Below are 16,025 nucleotides of genomic sequence, written 5' to 3'. Positions count from 1 at the left end.
TATGTCCCCCATGTCCCGTCCGGCTCGGACGCTCCTCTTTCTCCAGGGGCCACCGTCGCATTTCTGGCGCGATCTGGCGGATTCGTTCCGTGCCGCCGGCGAGCGCGTCATCAAGGTCAATTTCTCCACCGCCGAAAGGCTCTATTGGGGAAGCCGGGACGCGCTGTCCTATCGCGGCTCCCTCGACGATTGGGCGGACTGGCTCGCCGAACTGATCCGCCGCGAAGGCGTGACGGACGTTCTCTACTACGGCGATCAGCACCCCTATCACCGGGTGGCGGCCGAGGTGGCGCCGGCGCTGGGCGCCACGCCTTATGTCATCGAGTTCGGCTATCTCCGCCCGGCCTGGATCACGCTGGAGCGCGGCGGAATGGGAGGCTGGTCGCAGTTTCCCGACGATCCGGCGACCATCCGTGCCGTGGCGGCACAGGTCGACAACGTGCCGGAGGAGCGGGTTTTCCCCTATTCCTTCGCGCAGGAGGCGTTCAACGAGGTCTTCTACAACCTCGTGAACTATTTCTATTTCTACTTTTACCCGCGCTATCAGGCGGACCGCTTCTACAACCCGGTACTGGAATATGCCAGCACGCTGCTGCGCTGGCTGCGCCAGGCGCTGCGCGGACGACGCCAGGAGGCCGCCCTCGCCGAGCGCATGCGCGGGCGCTTCGTGCTGATCCCGCTTCAGCTGCAGAACGATACCCAGATCCGCTACAACTCGCCCTATTCGGACCAGCGCGAGATGCTGCGCGAGATCTTCCACTCCTTCGCCGGCCATGCCCCGTCCGATCTCGGCATCGTCGTGAAGCAGCACCCGCTGGATGTCGGGCTGATCGACTGGTGCGCCGAAGTCATGAAGCTGGCGCGCGAAGCCGGCATTGCCGAGCGTGTCGTCGCCGTCGACGGCGGCGTGCTGTCGGAAATGCTGGAGCACGCGGAATCGGTGATCGTGATCAATTCCACCGTCGGGCTGCACGCCTTGCGGGTCGGTCGTCCCACCAAAGTGATGGGCGTGGCCCTCTACGACATCGACGGGCTGACATCCGGCGCGACGCTCGACCGCTTCTGGACCGACCCCGGCCGCGTGGACATGACGCTGGTGGACGCGCTCGTGCGCAGCCTGGCCGGCACCATCCAGCTGCCGGGCTCCTTCTACAATGCGGAAGGCAGCGCCTTTGCCAGGCGGATCATCGTCGAGCGCGTGCTGGCCGGAGCGGTGAACGGCGCGGGCGCGTTCGTCGATCCGCCGCCGCGGCTCGCCGCAGCGCATGAAGCGAATGCCCGGCGCCGCGAGCGCGTCGATATCGCGGCCGGGCGCCGATAGCGGCAGGCGCTACTGCATCATCTGGCGATAGCGCTCGATGGCCTCGTTCAGATTCTCGTAGACGCTGAGCTTGCCGTTGGAAAGGATCATGCCGGTATCGCAATAGTCCTTGATCGTCGCGACCGAGTGCGAAACCATGATGATGCCGGCCCGCGACCGGCGCTCGGCGAAGGCTGCGGCGCAGCGCTGCTGAAAGCGGCTGTCGCCCACCGCCGTCGTCTCGTCGACGAGATAGAAGTCGAACTCGATGGCCATCGAGACGGCGAAGGCGAGGCGGGCGTTCATACCGGACGAATAGGTATTCACCGGGGCATCGATATCCGGCCCGAGCTCGGCGAAATCATAGACGAAATCAAGCGTCTGCCGCAGATTCGCGCCATAGATCCGGGCGATGAAGATAACGTTCTCCCGCCCCGTCATCTTCGGGTGAAAGCCGCCGGTGAAACCGAGAGGCCAGGAAACGCGGACATTACGCGAGATGCGGCCCCTGTTGGGCTCCTCCGCGCCGGCGATCAGCCGCAGGAATGTCGACTTGCCCGCGCCGTTCTGGCCCAGCAGGCCATAGTTGCGTCGCGGATTGAAGGCCACCGAAACATTGTCGAGCACAAGCTTCCGGCGGAGATTGACGCTGTAATATTTGGTGACGTGATCGACGATGATCATGGTCGTCGGTCCTCAATTGCCGCGCAGCTTGTTGCGGAAGCGTATCGCGGCCGTGCCAGCGCCCCACAAGCCTATCAGAATAAGCACGCCAAGGATTATGTTGCGAGCCCGCTTGGGCCCGGACGGCTCGTCCGGCAGGATCGGCTGCACGAAGGAATTCAGGTAGAGCTGCTGGCGCTCGGTGTTGATGCGCGCACGTTCGAAATTGGACGCGGCGGTGGTGTAGAGGCGCTCCGCAAGCGTCCGGTTGAGCTCGATCTCCTCGAAACGCGCGATCACGTTCGAGATCGTCCCCTGCCCGGACCCACTCGGCGCGGTGAGCTGGCGCTCCAGGATGTCGATCTGCTCCTGCGTCGCTTCCTCGCGCCATTTCAGCAGCTGAACCTGCGGAGCCGTGGCGCTCAGCGTGCGCAGGCTGGTGGAAATCTCCTGGCGCAACCGCAGCTGCTCGGCCTTCAGCGTGGCGATCAGCTTCTGGATGCCTTCCGCCGCCGTGTTGGGGTCGAGCATGCCGACCTCGTTGCGCCATTCCTTGAGCGCCGCCCGCGCCTCGCGCAGCCGATCCTCGGCTCGCGCGACCTCGTGCTCGCTCGAAGTGATCAGGTCGCGCCGCGCCCGCTCGCCGAGCTGATTGACCAGCTCTTCGCTGAGATCGACCACCGCCTTGGTGATGGTGACGGAATCCTCGGGCGAAAAGGCGTCCACCCGCAGGGTGATGATGCCCGACGGCATCTCGATCGAAGTCGATACCTGGCGGCGCCAATAGCTCAGCACGTCCTCGACGGAGGGCTCATCGCCGAGCCGGCTGAGCCAGTCTATCCCGGACTTGGTGAACAGCTTCGAGAGCTGCACCCTCTCTTCCAGCGCCTCCACGATGGCGCGGCTCTTCAGGTACTCGATGACGATCATCGTGTCCTGAAACTGGGTCACCGAGGGCAGGCCGGTGAGCGCGGTCACCATGTCCAGGCTCGTGGTGTCGCCGGCACGCACCGCGAAGCGCGCTTCCGCCGAATACTGGTTCGAGCCGATCAGCGTGTAATAGAGGATCAGCAGGGTCGACGGCACGACGACGCAGATGAGAAAGCTCATCCGCATCACCAGCTGGAGCGGCGCCGCCAGCCAGGGCAGCCGCCGGATGAAGTGCTTGGACTTGCGCTGCCCGGCCGCGATGCCGCGCACGCGGGCCTGCCGAGCAGTCCTGCGCAGTTCGTCGGACAGCCTTGTGCTGAAGGCCAGGAGCTCGTTGCGACGAGCTGTCTCAGTCATTTGATGCGAAGGGGCCTCGACGCTCATTTGCGGTCGTGGCTTTCTACCAGCAGGGCGCGAATGATTGACCTCATAGGTCGAAAAAATACTTTCAAATACGTAACAATATGTCGTGGTCCAGTGCGCTGTTTGATAGGCGGCGCGCCGGCGGCCGAATGCTTATCGATCCACTTTACTCCAAAATGGTCGCCAGATAAAAGCTGAACCACACACCAATCGTCAGAGCACGCCTTGGCGCTGATCGGCAGGGGTATCGCGGAAAGATGGAGGCGGGTTTCGTATGCTGTCGAGCCGATCCGCTGTGAATGGGCCGCCGCTCGGCCAAGGCATCAAATCCCAGGCCGCCATCGGAAATCTCGAAACCTTCTCGGCCTTCGGCATCGGCGGCTGGGTGATCGCCAAGAACCCCTCCGCCGGCCCGCTCGCCGTGCATGTGGTCACTCCCCGCAGCTACGACATCGGCGCGCCGGCGCTTCCTCGCCCCGACGTCGTGATGGGCGGCTATGATACGCTGCATTGCGGCTTCAATTTCCCGCTGACGAACTGGCTCGGTCTCGGCATTCAGCCAAACGACGCTGACGAAACCATGACGCTGCTGGTCATGCAGGGCGATGCTCCCTGCTTCAGGGCGAATTTCAAGGCCTCGCCGGCCAGTCTCCTGGTGCCGCAGTTCCGCTTCAACGTGGAAGCGTGCGCCCGAACCCATGTGAGCGGATGGGTCGCCTCATCGGATCCGACCCCGCTGTCGCTCGTCGCGGTCAACGAGCTCGGCAACGAGATCCGCTTCGAGCCCGCGATCGCCCGACCCGATCTCGATGCCGACGCCCGCGCCTTCTGGGAGGCCCTGCCGCTGCGGTTTCTGCTGCGGCAGGGCGAATTGAAGCTCTTCGCCGAGCAGAGGGGCCGCCGCTTCCTGCTGACCGGGCTGCGCCCGCCGCATGTCGTCGCCTTTCTCGAGCGCGAGATCGAGGAACAGCTGCAGCTGGGCCTTCGCCCGGATTTCCTGAAGGGCTGGGCGGTCAATCTGCTGAACCCCGGCCGTCGGCCGAAGGTGACGCTCAATTCCGGCGACGCCGAGATCTGGTCGGCCTATGCCACGCTCCACCGTCGCGATATCGCCGCCCAGACCGGGATGGATGGTTTCTCGGCCTTCTCGGCACCGCTCGGCATGCTGCCCGCCAACGCACCCTGGTCGCTGTCGGTCCGGGAAGGCAACGAGGTGTTCGTGCTCGCCAGCTTTCAGGAGGCCTGATGTCCGCATCGATCGCGATAGCCACTGCGGACTTCGCCGGCCCGGTGCGCAACGGAGGCGTGGGCACCGCCCTGCGCGGGCTGGCGGAAACCCTGATCGACGCCGGCCATCGCGTAACGGTCATCTACGCCAATGCCGCCTATGAGGTCGGCGACGGGGCGCTCTGGCGCGACTCGCTCGGCCGCGACGGCATCGATTTCCACGAACTCGATTTCTCCGTGACCCAGGACGTCTCGGTTCCGGCCATGGCCGGCGGCGGCTCGGATCCGCTGCGCTCCTATGCGCTCTACCGCCATCTCGCGCAGACCCGCTACGACATTCTCCATGTCGCGGACTATCTCGGCATCGGCTATTACCCGACCCTCGCCAAGCGCGCGGGCCTGCTCGACTGCGGCCCCATCGTCGCCCAGCTGCACGGACCGACGGCCTGGTCGATGCGCTGGAACAACGCGCCGGTGATCAGCCCCAACGTGCTGTTTCGCGAAGCGATGGAACACGGATCGGTCCAGCACGCCGACGCCATCCTGTCGCCGAGCGACTACATGCTCTCCTTCCTCCGCGACGACGGCTGGGCGATGCCCTCGACGGTGCGGGTGATCCAGAACGTGTTGCCGAAGGCGCACAGCGCACGGATCGCGCAGCCCGCGGCGACGGCGTCGGGCGTTCCCACGCTCGCCTTCTTCGGGCGCCTAGAGCACCGCAAGGGCCTGAACCTGTTCATCGATGCCCTGCAGATCCTGCGCGACCGCGCGAGCCGGCCCTTCAAGGTCGTGCTGCTGGGCAAGATCAACGACCCCGCCTATTCCGCGGACATGTTCGGCCTGCGCATGTCGCGCCTCGACATCGAATGGGAGCTGATGGAGCATCTGAGCGCCAACGAGGCGCTCGACCTGCTGCAGTCCACCGGCGCGCTGGCCGTGATGCCGTCGCTGAGCGACAACATTCCCTGCACCATCCAGGAATGCCTGGCGCGCGGCATTCCGTTCCTGTCCACCCAGGTCGGCGGCGGCGCCGAGCTGGTCGCCCCGGAAGACCGCGCCTCCGCCTTCGTACCGCCCACGGCCTGGGATGTCGGCGAAGCGCTGATCCGCTTCGTGCACAAGAGCAGCCCGGCCCTGCGCGGGCACATACCGGCGGCGGAGGCGGCGCGCCAGCACATCGACTTCACGCGCGAGCTCATCGAGAAGGACGCGCACGAGCGCCGGACCGTAGTGGCGGCGGCATCTCCGAGCGCCGACATATCGGTGTGCATAACCCACCGCGACAATCCGGCCGGCCTGGTCCGGGCCATCGAGGGCTTTGCCGCCCAGACCCTGAAGCCGCTGGAAGTCGTCGTCGGCGACGACCATTCGGCGACGCCGGAGGCGCAGGCACTGCTTGCCGCCCTGCCCGAACGGCGCGACCTGCCCTTCCCGGTGCGGGTCGTGCGCTCGGACGGCGCCCGCTTTCCCGCGGCGGCGCGCAATGCCGCGGCGCGTGCGGCGAGCGGCAAATGGCTCAAGTTCCACGACGACGACAACCTGTCGAAACCGCAGGAGCTCGAGGTCTTCGCCCAGGCCCTGGCCGGCGGCGCGTTCGATCTCGTCACCTGTGCGCTCGACTTCGTGGCGACGGATGCCGACATGGCTGAAGGACGCTCCTACCGGCGCTTCCTGTTCCTCGGTGACGGCGGCGCCGCGTGCTACATCTTCAACGTCATCGGCGACACCAATTTCATCGTCGACCGGGAGAAATTCCTGGCGGCCGGCGGCTTCGTCGAGGACGGCTTCCTCTATCACGCGGAAGACTGGCGCGCCCTGGTTCGCGCCAAGCTGCACGGCCTGCGCATCGGCACGGTGCCGGAGGCGCTGGTCTGGTACAAGGCGGAGCCTTGGCGCAACCAGACCAACTGGCGCAAGGGCGATCTCTGGGGTGCCCGCGCGCGCATCGGCGAGCTGATCCGCGAGCATCACGGCAACGAGATGGCGTCGATCCTGCGCCTTGCGCAGGGGCTGCTGTTCACGCCGACCGCGCGGCAGGCGCCGCCGGTCCAGGAAACGCCGGTCGATGCCCGGCCGGCTCCCCGGCCGCTGGCTCCAACCGGGCGCTGACGGTTCCGCCGCGTCGACGACGCGCCGACCGAACAAGAGAGTTGCCGCCGCTACTCCGCCCGATCGGCGGCGGCCTTGCGGACCAGCCGGCTTTGCCGCGCACGCAGGATCGGGCCGATCGTGCTGTGGAACAGGGCGGCGAGCGCGGTCGGCAGTCCGGGCGTCACCGTGAAGCGACCGGCGAGCGCACCGGCGATGATTTTCCGCGCCACCGCGTCGGCCTCCCATTCGCCGCCGCCGGCCGTGATCCGTCGCGTGATCTCCGGCTTGGTGCGCTGCTCCGCCTCGAGCTGCGGCGTCCTTGTATCCGGGGGATAGGCGATGGTCACATGGATACCGTGCGGCGCCAGCTCGACCCGCAGCACCTCGGCAAGGCCCCTTACCGCGAATTTCGACGGTGCATAGGCCGAATATCCATAGATGCCGTACAGGCCCGCCCCCGACGAGACGAAGACGAGCCTTCCGCCGCCGGCGCTCGCCATAGGGCGCGCGGCGGCATGCGAGAGATAGAGCGAGCCGAGATAGTTGGTGGCGAGCTGCGCCTCGTGCGAGGCCAGCGGCTGGTCGAGAAACAGGCCCGGCTCGGCGATGCCGGCGCTGTTGATCAGCCAGGCGGGCGGGCCGTATTCCGCGCAGAGCGCATCGACCGCCCCGGCGCAGGCGGCGGCATCGCGGACGTCGATTGAGCGGCAGACGATCTGCGCAGCGGGCTGGTCGCGGCGGATCAGGTCCGCCGCCTGCGCGAGCCGCGCCTCGTCGCGGGCCAGCAGCGCCACCCTCTGGCCCATCTGCGCCAGCTGCACCGCGCAGGCGAGGCCGATGCCGCTCGATCCGCCCGACACGATGGCGAGGGAATCGCGTGCGGGCGCTGTGGGCTGGCGGTTCGGCGGCATCCCCGGACCTGCGGGAGAGGAGGACATGCCGGGCTGGATACACCGCGGCCGGCATGCGAAGGAAGAACTTTCCGCCAAGGCAACGCAACTGCTAAAGACAATGCGTGCGGAGCGCGTGGATAGCCTAGAGGCGTAGCGTATGGTTGAAACAGGCTCCTCGCCGCCGCAGCGCGTGCTTTTGCTGCTGCGCGGCGCGAACCCGAGCTGCGACTACTTCCTGATGCCCCGGCTCGCGGCCATGAATGTCGCCGTCGAGATGATCGACACGAGGACGCGCGATACGGGCGACGTCGTGCTGGACGGCGCCATGGTGATCGTTTGCCGCTATCTGCCATGGCGATGGCTGTGGGCGCTGCGCCGTGCACGCAACCTGACCGGCATTGCCGTGTTCATCGACGACGACTACCTCGGCATGCTGCGCGACGGCCGATTGCCGCTCGCCTATCGCGGGCTGGTGGCGCTGCAGGGATTGCTGCCGCTTCGCCTGCTGAAATCGAGATCCTTCCGCCTCTGGGTTTCCACGCCGACCCTTGCCCGCCGGTTCTCCGCCCATCGGCCAGCGGTGCTCGAACCCGTGCCGGGCGAAATGGACCTGTCCGCCCCGCCTTCGCCGCCGTCCGACCTGGTGCGCTACCATGCGCAGCTGAGCCATCTCGCCGACCACGACCTCGCGGCCGACATCATGCGCCGCGTGGTGGCGAAGCGGCCGCAGACCCGGGCGGAGGTGATCGGCCCGCCGGCGGCCGAGGCGCTCTGGTCTTTTTCGGACCGGGTGCGCTTCGTCCGGGAAATGGACTGGCCGAATTATCGCGCGCGCACCACCGGCGGCGGCGGCGTGCTGATTTCGCCGCTGCGCGACACGGTCGTGAACCGCTCCCGTGCGCCGACCAAGGCCATCGACGCGGTCCGGCTCGGCGCCGCCGGCCTGTTCGGCGCCGGCCCCGCCTCGGCGAGCCTGGAAGGAAGCGCGCCGCTGCTGCCGGATGACGCCGCGGCCTGGGAGGGGGCGCTGCTCAACCTGCTCGACGATCCGCACGCCATTGCCGCCAACGCCGCATCGCTGCGCTCGGCGGTCGTCGCCTGGGGCCGGCGCGCCGCGCCGCTGGCATTTTGAGGTTCGGGCGGATGGCAGCTTCCCCTGAATCCGGCCTGTCCATTGCACTGTTCGTGCATGCCTTCATGCCCGACCAGAGCTACGGCACGGAAATCTACACGCTCGAACTCAGCCGCGCCCTGAAGCTGCTCGGTCATCGCCCGACCGTCATCGCGGCGCGCAGGCACGGCGCGGCGGAGATCGTTCGCGAGGAATGGGACGGCGTGCCGGTCATCCGCGTTCCCGCGCTCCAGACCGATACGCGCGCGACATTCGAAGACCCCTCGCGGGTCCCGCTCTATCGGGCGCTGCTCGAAGAGCTGCGGCCGGATGTCGTGCATATCTGCCATTTTCTCTACCACACGACCGCGGTACACGAGGCGGCGCGGCAGCTCGGCATCCCGCTCGTCGCCACCTTCACCGACTTCCACGGCTTCTGCCACACGGGCCTGCTGAGCACGCCCTCGGGCGCCGCCTGCGCCGGCCCGTCGCGCACACGCTTCGGCTGCCTTGTCTGCGGCGTTCACGAAAAGCAGCGCACGGCCCCGCCGGGCAGCTGGTGGAAGCTGCTCGGCCATGCGCCGATGACCGAGATCGTGGCCCTCGGCGCCCTCATGTACCAGCCGATCCTGCCGCGCGGCGTGCGTGAGGACATACGGGCGCTGCGCGACCGCCCCGACGTGCTCAAGGAGGCGATGAACGCCTATCGCGTCGCCATCGTGCCGACGACCTTCACCGCCGAGCGCTATCGCGACAACGGCATCACCGTGCCGATGACGGTGTCCCGCTTCGGCGTCGATATCGACCGCTCGCCGAAGCCTCCCGCCCCGCCCGGCCCGCTGCGCATCGGCTATATCGGCCAGATCGCGCCGCACAAGGGGCTGCATGTGCTGATCGAGGCCGTCGGCGGGCTGGCGCGGGACGGGCGGCCGGTCGACGCCCAGGTCGACGTGTGGGGATCGCTCGACCAGCACCCGGCCTATGCCGGCACGGTCCGATCGATGGCCACCGACATGCGCGTGCGCTTTGCCGGATCGTTCGAGCCGGCCGACATGGCCGAGATCATGGCCGGCATCGACGTCCTGGTGATTCCGTCGATCTGGCACGAGAACAGCCCGCTCACGCTGCTCCAGGCGCTTGCCACCCATACGCCCGTCATCGTTTCGGACGTGCCGGGCATGCGCGACTTCATCGAGCCGGGCCGGAATGGCTTCACCTTCCCCCCCGGCGACGTCGACGGGCTCGGCGAGGCGCTGCGCCCCTTCATCGACGATCGCGGGCTTGCGGCGCGCCTCAGCCACGGCATCGACTATTCGCGCACGTCGCTGGAAATGGCACGGGACGTGCTTGAAATATATCGATCTTGCGCCGCCGACCCCTCCCCCCGCTCCAGCAGTGTCGAGGCGTCGGGCTCCCTGTTGCGAGGACGACACAGATAACGTCTCAATAACCAAATTGGATGGGCACCGACTTCATCGCCTCGCTTCGGCAGGGTTGAGCCGTTATAAAGCCCACGTGTATGGGGAAGGTCGTATGATTGTCTGGAAAAGCTCGCATCGCGTAGGCGTCATTTCTACGCTTTGCTCAGCGATCATTCTGTCCGCCTGCAGCATGATTCCAAGCGCAGGTCCCAACCGTCAGCAGATCCAAGACGCGGCCAATTCGCAAATCGACGGCATCGCCGATTTCATGCTGGTCGATGTCGATAGCCATGTCGTGTCGACCCTTTCGAGCTATGCCCCCCCGACACTGGAGGGCAGCTTCAGCAACCGGCGCCGGCCTGCCAAATACGTCATCGGGGTCGGCGACTCGCTCTCGGTAACGGTGTGGGAAGGCGCAGCTGGCGGCCTGTTCTCGCGGCCCGCGGCCGACGGGCTCGGCACCGGCTCGCAATCCGCCGCCATCCCCGAACAGCAGGTGGCGAAGAACGGCGAAATCTCCGTGCCTTTCGCCGGCCGCATCAAAGTGGCGGGCAGCACGGCCGACGAGGTCGAGCAGGCGATCGTCACCCGGCTGACCGGCAAGGCCATCGAGCCTCAGGCGCTGGTCGTCGTCTCGCGCAGCGTCAACAATGCGGTGACGGTCATCGGAGAGGTCAACGCGCCCGGCCGCATCCCGCTGTCGCCGCGCGGCGAACGACTTCTCGATGTCGTGGCGATGGCCGGCGGCAACAAGACCCCGGTCCACCAGACATTCGTGGTGATCGACCGCGACGGCACCAATGCCTCCGTGCCGCTTCAGACCGTCATCGGGCGGCCCGCCGAGAATATCTATGTGCTGCCCGACGATACGATCAGCCTGATCAGCAATCCGCAGACCTACACGGTTTTCGGCGCGGCGGCGCGAAATGCCCAGGTGCCGCTCGATCCGGGCGGGACCATGCTTAGCGAGGCGATCGCCAGGGCCGGCGGCCTCATCGACTCGCGGGCCGACCCCGAAGGCGTCTACCTGATGCGCCTGGAATCTGAAAAAGTGGCGCGTCAGCTCGATCCGAACTATGATCGCACGGGTCCGGGCCACTATGTTCGCGTCGTCTACAAGCTCAATATGCGTCACCCGGATGCGTTCCTGCTGGCGCGGGATTTCCGCATCCGCAACAAGGACGCGATTTTCATCGCCAATGCGCCTATTTCGGATTTGAACAAGGTTTTGTCGATTTTCAGTACCGTAGCTTCGCCGGTATCGCAGGCGACCAATATCGCGGATGGGTTCTGATTGGAGAAGGCGGGCGACATCGACGCGCCGGAGCGGCGCCAGCAAAAGGCGAAGACGGCCAATCGCCCCGCGACATTGGCTGAGGCTGAAGCTGGACGCCCTGTTTCGCTCGAGTCGCCCCCGTTGGTCGGGCCGGATATCCCCGGCCAGTCTCCGCCTTTGCCCACCAAGAAGCCCGAGCCTTCCTCCCCGGCAGGGGATGCGGCAACGCCCGCAACGGACGCCAGCCAGAGGCAGGCTGCCGAAGCCGAGATCGCGAAATTCTTCGACGCCCGCGAACGACGCTCGCGGCGTATGCATCTTCTCAGCTTCATTCTCGCGGTCGTTATCCCGGGCCTGATCGCGATCGTCTATTTTGCGTGGATCGCCACGCCGCGCTTCGCCGTGCAATCCAAATTCGTGGTGCGCGGCACCGTCGAAATGCTGAAGACGGATTCTACCCGCATGGGCGGGGACACCTCGAAACTCTCCAACATCACCAACAACCAGGAATCGCACATCCTTGTCGACCATGTATCAAGCCGCGCCATGGTCGAGGGCATGCTGGAGAGGAAGGATCTCTACGAGATATTCCGCATCCCGCGCAGCGACCCCGAGGCAAGGCCACAGCAGGATCGAGCCTTCGGCAAGCTTCTGACGACATGGAACCAGATGGTTCATATGTCGATGGACGGAATCTCGGGCGTGGTGACGCTGGATGTACAGGCCTATACTCCCCAAGACGCGATGTCCTTGGCCGAGGCCATTCTCGACGAGTGCCGGATCCTGGTGGATGAGCTGACCGCCCGCCCGCGGCAGGATCGCCTTGCGCAGGCGACGAAAGAGGTCGAGCTGGCGCGGGCGGACCTTGCCGCGCTGCTGAAGGAATTCGAGCGCTTTCGAGACCAGCAGGGGACGATCGACGCCAGTTATTCGGCGCTGGCGCTCGAAGGGCTTACCGCGCTGCTGCGCGACCAGCGCGTGACGCTGCGGGCCGAGTTGACCAATGCGCGCGCGTCGATGGGGAACGATGCCTCGCCGACACGGACATTGTCCAACAGGCTCGATTCACTGAATGACGAGATCACCAAACTCGAAGCGCAGATCGACGGCAGTCAACGCGTCGTGGCGCGCGACGCCGTGCCTCAGTCGCTGGTGTCGCAGGAAGGCCTCGAAACCCGTCGCGGACTCATCATCGGCCGGGTCTCGCGCGCCGAAGCCATGCAGTCGATCGCGCTCGCGGACAGCTTGCGCCAGCAGGCTTTTCTGATGGTCTTCGAGCCGCCCTCCATCCCTCACCTTGCCGCGTTTCCGCGGGTTTTCACGGATACGCTCATCGTGCTCCTGATCTTTTTCGCGTTCTGGTCCCTCGGCGCGACTTACGTCAAGAATCTGCACGCGCATAGTTGACGGGCCCCTGCCGACGGCCTTCGCTACCCGTCGGCCGCCCGGGCAATGCCGGTCACGCTTCACGCAACTCTGCCACCTAAGCGGTTCGCCCAATGAAGCGGTTCGGCCGGCTCCCTGCCCTGCCGAACCGGGCGCATGGCCGTGCGGTAGCGACAGCCACCGCCAGGCTCGCGCCAGTCGCCGGCGGGGAGACGGCGGGCGCCCATGTCACGGAAACGGCGTCCGGGGTATCAGCGGAAGACCTCGGCGGGGGGGAAACCCGGCATGTCGAGCGTCGGAATGAATCCGGCGTAAAGGACGGCGTAGCGATCCACCATCTCCTCCACGTCGAAGGCCGCGCTGCGGGCGCGGTTGCGTTCGCCGAGCGCCATGCGGCGCGGCGCATCGTCCAGCAGGGCGATCGCCTTCGCAGCCGTGTCCGCCGGATCGTGTCCCAGCGTCTCGCCGCTTTCCAGAATCTCCGACAGGGCGCCGATGTCGTTGCCGCATACCGCAAGCCCCATGCTCATCGCGAAGGGGACGACCTGGCCAAAGCTCTCGCGCACCACCGGCGCAATGAAGGTGCCGGCCCGTGCATAGAGCGCCGGCAAGTCGTGGAACGGCACACTGCCGGTGAATTCGAAACTCGAACGGACGCCGGTTTCGATGGTGCGCCCGATGAACATGTCGAGCAGCGGACCGTCGCCAACGATGAGAAAGCGCGTCGCCGGACGCCGCCGGGCGATGTCGATCAGCACCTCGATGGAAGCGTCGTCGAGCTTGTCGCGCTCCAGCCGATACACCATGACGACGGTATCGGCGACGTCGGCCGCCGCCGCGGCGCGACGTTCGGCAGGCTGGAAAACTCCCCTGTCGATTCCCGGATAGATGACATGCGCGACGGCGGGGTCGATATCCCGGGCGAAATGCGTGCGCACATAGTTCGACACGAACACATAGGCATCGACCGCCGGATGGCGCATCGGCGGCACGGGCGTGTTGACGTTCTCGATCGTCGGCACATTCCGGCCGCTCAAGGCGGCGAAAGCCTCCATATACCAGGGGTCGTCGGACCCGCCCCAATATTGCACATGGACGAGATCGGGACCGAAGGAATCGAGCACATGGGCGAAGGCGGCCGCGCGACTGCCCAACGGAACCAGATGGACGGTCGACCCGACCGGCGCCCCGCCCGCCGGCAATTTCGCCGTCAGTATCTGCATCTCGGTCTCGAGCCCCAGATACTCGATGAGATCGATCACCAGCTGCGTCGAGCCGCCGATATTGAGGTTCGGGATGATGTGCAGCACCTTGCGCCGCCGACCCGCCGGTCGTCGCGAGCCGCGATGGACGATGCGGTAATGCGGAGCCGCCGAACCGAACAGCAACGTCTTCAGGGTCGTCGCGAGGCGCCTCGCATAGAGCGTCGGCGCGAGATGCAGCTCCCACGGCACCGCCGGCACGGCGCGGCGGCTGCGGCGGCTGATTTCCCGCGCATGCCGCTCAAGGCCGGCCAGGAACGCCAACGCCTCCCGAGGGGAGCGCACCAGCTCGATGAAGCGATAGACCAGCAGGCCCAGGCCGGACGAGGGCGGGCGCGAGAAATCGAAAAAGCGCGGCCGGTCCCGCACCTGTTCGAGCACGCCGCCGAGCACGAGCAGGTGCTCGCGTATTTCCCTGGCTTCTTCGAGGATTGCCTGCTGCCGAGCCTCGACCCGGTCCAGGCGGTCATTGATCTCTTCCCAGCGGCCGGAGACATCCTGCTCCCGAGGAGGCTGGCCGTGGATCATCCTGAATTCCATACTCAATCGCCTTAGATATGTGTGCAAGATTGCACAACGATTCTTTGAGAGGAAGGCGGGAATAGCGGGTGGTACCTGAGTGCCCGACGCGGTCCTGCATAGGGCTCGCCGCCGCAGCCATGCGACGATGGGCACGATTGGCGAGGATGTTGGGCCTATGGGTGGATGGGGCTACGAACGACCCCGAATGATCGAGCGCGCGGGCGTCGATTTCTTCGAGCCGGTGCACCCGGAGCCGCGTTCGCGGCGGGCCAGCCTTGCCGAGATGGTGCTGGGCGCGCGCGACAGCCTGCTGTCGAACTGGATGGAGAAGTCCTACAGGAGCGGCTGCGACGTGTTTCGCATTCTGCGACGGCAGGTCGTGGTGGCCAACCGGCCGGACGCGATTCGCCAGGTGCTGGTGACCGAGAACGCCACTTTCGAGCGCAAGGGGCCGCCGGTGCGCCGGGCGCTCGAAGGCGTCATCGGCAAGGGCCTGTTCATCAGCGACGGCGCGCTCTGGGCGGAGCGCCGCCCCCTGGTCGCCGACGCCGTCCACAAGAGCAGGCTCGGCACCTTCGCCGCCGCCATGGAAACGGTGACGTCCGAGTTTGCCGAGCGCTGGGCATCGCTGCCGGCGGGAGCGCGGCGCGACGCGCAGGCCGATATGGCGGCGCTGACGGCCGAGATCATCACCCGCTCGGTGTTCGGCACGCAGTTGCGCGCCGGCGCGGCGCAGGCGGTGATCGATGGCTTCACCTGCTTCCAGGAGAGCGTCGATTCCTTCAATATCGGTTATTTCCTCGGCTTCGACGAAGGTTTTCCCATCTGGCAGGGCCGGCGCGTGCGCAAGGCGGTCGCCGGCCTGCATCGCGCCATCGAGCAGGTGGTCGAGGATCATCTTGCCTCCGGGACGCACGACGATTCCCTGCTTTCCCGTCTGGTCAGCCACAAGGGAGACGACCAGCAGCGCCGGCTGGGCGCACAGGCCCTGCACGACGAAGCGGCCACGCTGTTCCTCGCCGGCCACGAGACCACGGCGACCACGCTCACCTGGGCCTGGTACCTGCTCGCCCACGCCCCCTGGGTGGAGGCGAAGCTGCACGAGGAGATCGACCGCGTCGCCAGCGGGCGCCCGATCGGCTTTGCCGACGTGCCGAAGCTTGCCTGGTGCCGGGCGGTGATCGACGAGACGCTGCGACTCTATCCCCCGATCCCGATCTATTCACGACAGGCCGTGCGGGCGGCTAAGATCGGCGACATCGAGGTGGAGCCGCAGGCGATGGTGCTGGTGATCCCCTGGCTGCTGCATCGCGCCAGGGACCTTTGGGACGACCCCGACCTGTTCAAGCCCGAGCGCTTCCTCGCTGGGCGCCCGGCCGCTTTCAGCTACATCCCGTTCTCGGTCGGCCCGCGCGTTTGCGCCGGGGCGAGCTTCGGCCTGACCGAAGCCGTGCTGTGCCTGGCAATGCTGGCCCAGCGCTTCGTGGTGCGTCCGACCGGCGCTCCCGTCGTTCCGGTGTGCCGGCTTACCCTCCGGCCGGAGCGTGGGCTGGAGGTCACGGTGGAGAAGCGGCACTGAG

12 protein-coding genes are annotated in these 16,025 nt (G+C 66.6%); 8 read left to right on the top strand and 4 right to left on the bottom strand.

Going from position 1 to position 16,025, the window contains the following annotated elements:
• The first annotated feature begins 10 nt into the window (after nucleotides 1–10).
• Complete coding sequence (locus AC1RU4_RS19060) at nucleotides 11–1,321, top strand: capsule polysaccharide biogenesis protein (RefSeq protein WP_492892701.1); 1,311 nt, start codon at nucleotides 11–13, stop codon at nucleotides 1,319–1,321.
• A 9-nt stretch (nucleotides 1,322–1,330) separates the two neighbouring features.
• Here the strand turns inward: AC1RU4_RS19060 and AC1RU4_RS19055 are convergent, their stop codons facing one another.
• Both AC1RU4_RS19055 and AC1RU4_RS19050 read right to left on the bottom strand, forming a co-directional pair.
• Entirely contained in the window at nucleotides 1,331–1,984 is a 654-nt protein-coding gene (locus tag AC1RU4_RS19055) for an ABC transporter ATP-binding protein (RefSeq protein WP_492892700.1), read from the bottom strand.
• 12 nt (nucleotides 1,985–1,996) lie between these two features.
• Nucleotides 1,997–3,250 carry a KpsE/RkpR family capsule polysaccharide export protein gene (locus tag AC1RU4_RS19050; RefSeq protein WP_492892699.1) on the bottom strand — a complete coding sequence of 418 codons (1,254 nt, stop codon included), beginning with the start codon at nucleotides 3,248–3,250 and terminating at the stop codon, nucleotides 1,997–1,999.
• A gap of 301 nt (nucleotides 3,251–3,551) precedes the next feature.
• On the opposite strand from AC1RU4_RS19050, the gene AC1RU4_RS19045 reads away from it, so the two are divergent.
• Both AC1RU4_RS19045 and AC1RU4_RS19040 read left to right on the top strand, forming a co-directional pair.
• Nucleotides 3,552–4,502, top strand: coding sequence for a hypothetical protein (locus AC1RU4_RS19045; protein ID WP_492892698.1), 951 nt, complete (start codon nucleotides 3,552–3,554; stop codon nucleotides 4,500–4,502).
• Complete coding sequence (locus AC1RU4_RS19040; protein WP_492892697.1) at nucleotides 4,502–6,592, top strand: glycosyltransferase; 2,091 nt, start codon at nucleotides 4,502–4,504, stop codon at nucleotides 6,590–6,592. The genes AC1RU4_RS19045 and AC1RU4_RS19040 overlap by 1 nt, the downstream gene beginning before the upstream one ends.
• A gap of 50 nt (nucleotides 6,593–6,642) precedes the next feature.
• Here the strand turns inward: AC1RU4_RS19040 and AC1RU4_RS19035 are convergent, their stop codons facing one another.
• Nucleotides 6,643–7,485 carry an SDR family oxidoreductase gene (locus tag AC1RU4_RS19035; RefSeq protein WP_492892696.1) on the bottom strand — a complete coding sequence of 281 codons (843 nt, stop codon included), beginning with the start codon at nucleotides 7,483–7,485 and terminating at the stop codon, nucleotides 6,643–6,645.
• Between the two features lie 139 nt (nucleotides 7,486–7,624).
• Between AC1RU4_RS19035 and AC1RU4_RS19030 the strand changes: the two genes are divergently transcribed.
• The 4 genes from AC1RU4_RS19030 to AC1RU4_RS19015 all read left to right on the top strand — a co-directional run bounded on the left by AC1RU4_RS19030 (nucleotide 7,625) and on the right by AC1RU4_RS19015 (nucleotide 12,682).
• The gene (locus tag AC1RU4_RS19030) at nucleotides 7,625–8,599 is read left to right on the top strand and encodes a hypothetical protein (protein ID WP_492892695.1); all 975 of its coding nucleotides are present in this window, start codon (nucleotides 7,625–7,627) and stop codon (nucleotides 8,597–8,599) included.
• 11 nt (nucleotides 8,600–8,610) lie between these two features.
• Nucleotides 8,611–10,017: a glycosyltransferase family 4 protein gene (locus AC1RU4_RS19025; protein ID WP_492892694.1), complete on the top strand. Its 1,407-nt coding sequence runs from the start codon at nucleotides 8,611–8,613 to the stop codon at nucleotides 10,015–10,017.
• A 94-nt stretch (nucleotides 10,018–10,111) separates the two neighbouring features.
• Nucleotides 10,112–11,293 (top strand): polysaccharide biosynthesis/export family protein, encoded by a 1,182-nt coding sequence (locus tag AC1RU4_RS19020; RefSeq protein WP_492892693.1) that lies wholly within the window; start codon nucleotides 10,112–10,114, stop codon nucleotides 11,291–11,293.
• Nucleotides 11,294–12,682, top strand: coding sequence for a KpsE/RkpR family capsule polysaccharide export protein (locus AC1RU4_RS19015; protein ID WP_492892692.1), 1,389 nt, complete (start codon nucleotides 11,294–11,296; stop codon nucleotides 12,680–12,682). It begins immediately after the preceding gene.
• Between the two features lie 230 nt (nucleotides 12,683–12,912).
• Here the strand turns inward: AC1RU4_RS19015 and AC1RU4_RS19010 are convergent, their stop codons facing one another.
• Complete coding sequence (locus tag AC1RU4_RS19010) at nucleotides 12,913–14,463, bottom strand: glycosyltransferase family 4 protein (protein WP_492892691.1); 1,551 nt, start codon at nucleotides 14,461–14,463, stop codon at nucleotides 12,913–12,915.
• A gap of 187 nt (nucleotides 14,464–14,650) precedes the next feature.
• On the opposite strand from AC1RU4_RS19010, the gene AC1RU4_RS19005 reads away from it, so the two are divergent.
• A complete protein-coding gene (locus AC1RU4_RS19005; RefSeq protein WP_492892690.1) occupies nucleotides 14,651–16,024 on the top strand; it encodes a cytochrome P450 in 1,374 nt (457 codons plus the stop codon).
• The last annotated feature ends 1 nt before the right edge of the window (nucleotide 16,025 follow it).

The organism is Ancylobacter sp. GW821-FHT10E12 (assembly GCF_058809335.1).
This window is presented reverse-complemented; position numbering and strand designations above follow the sequence as displayed.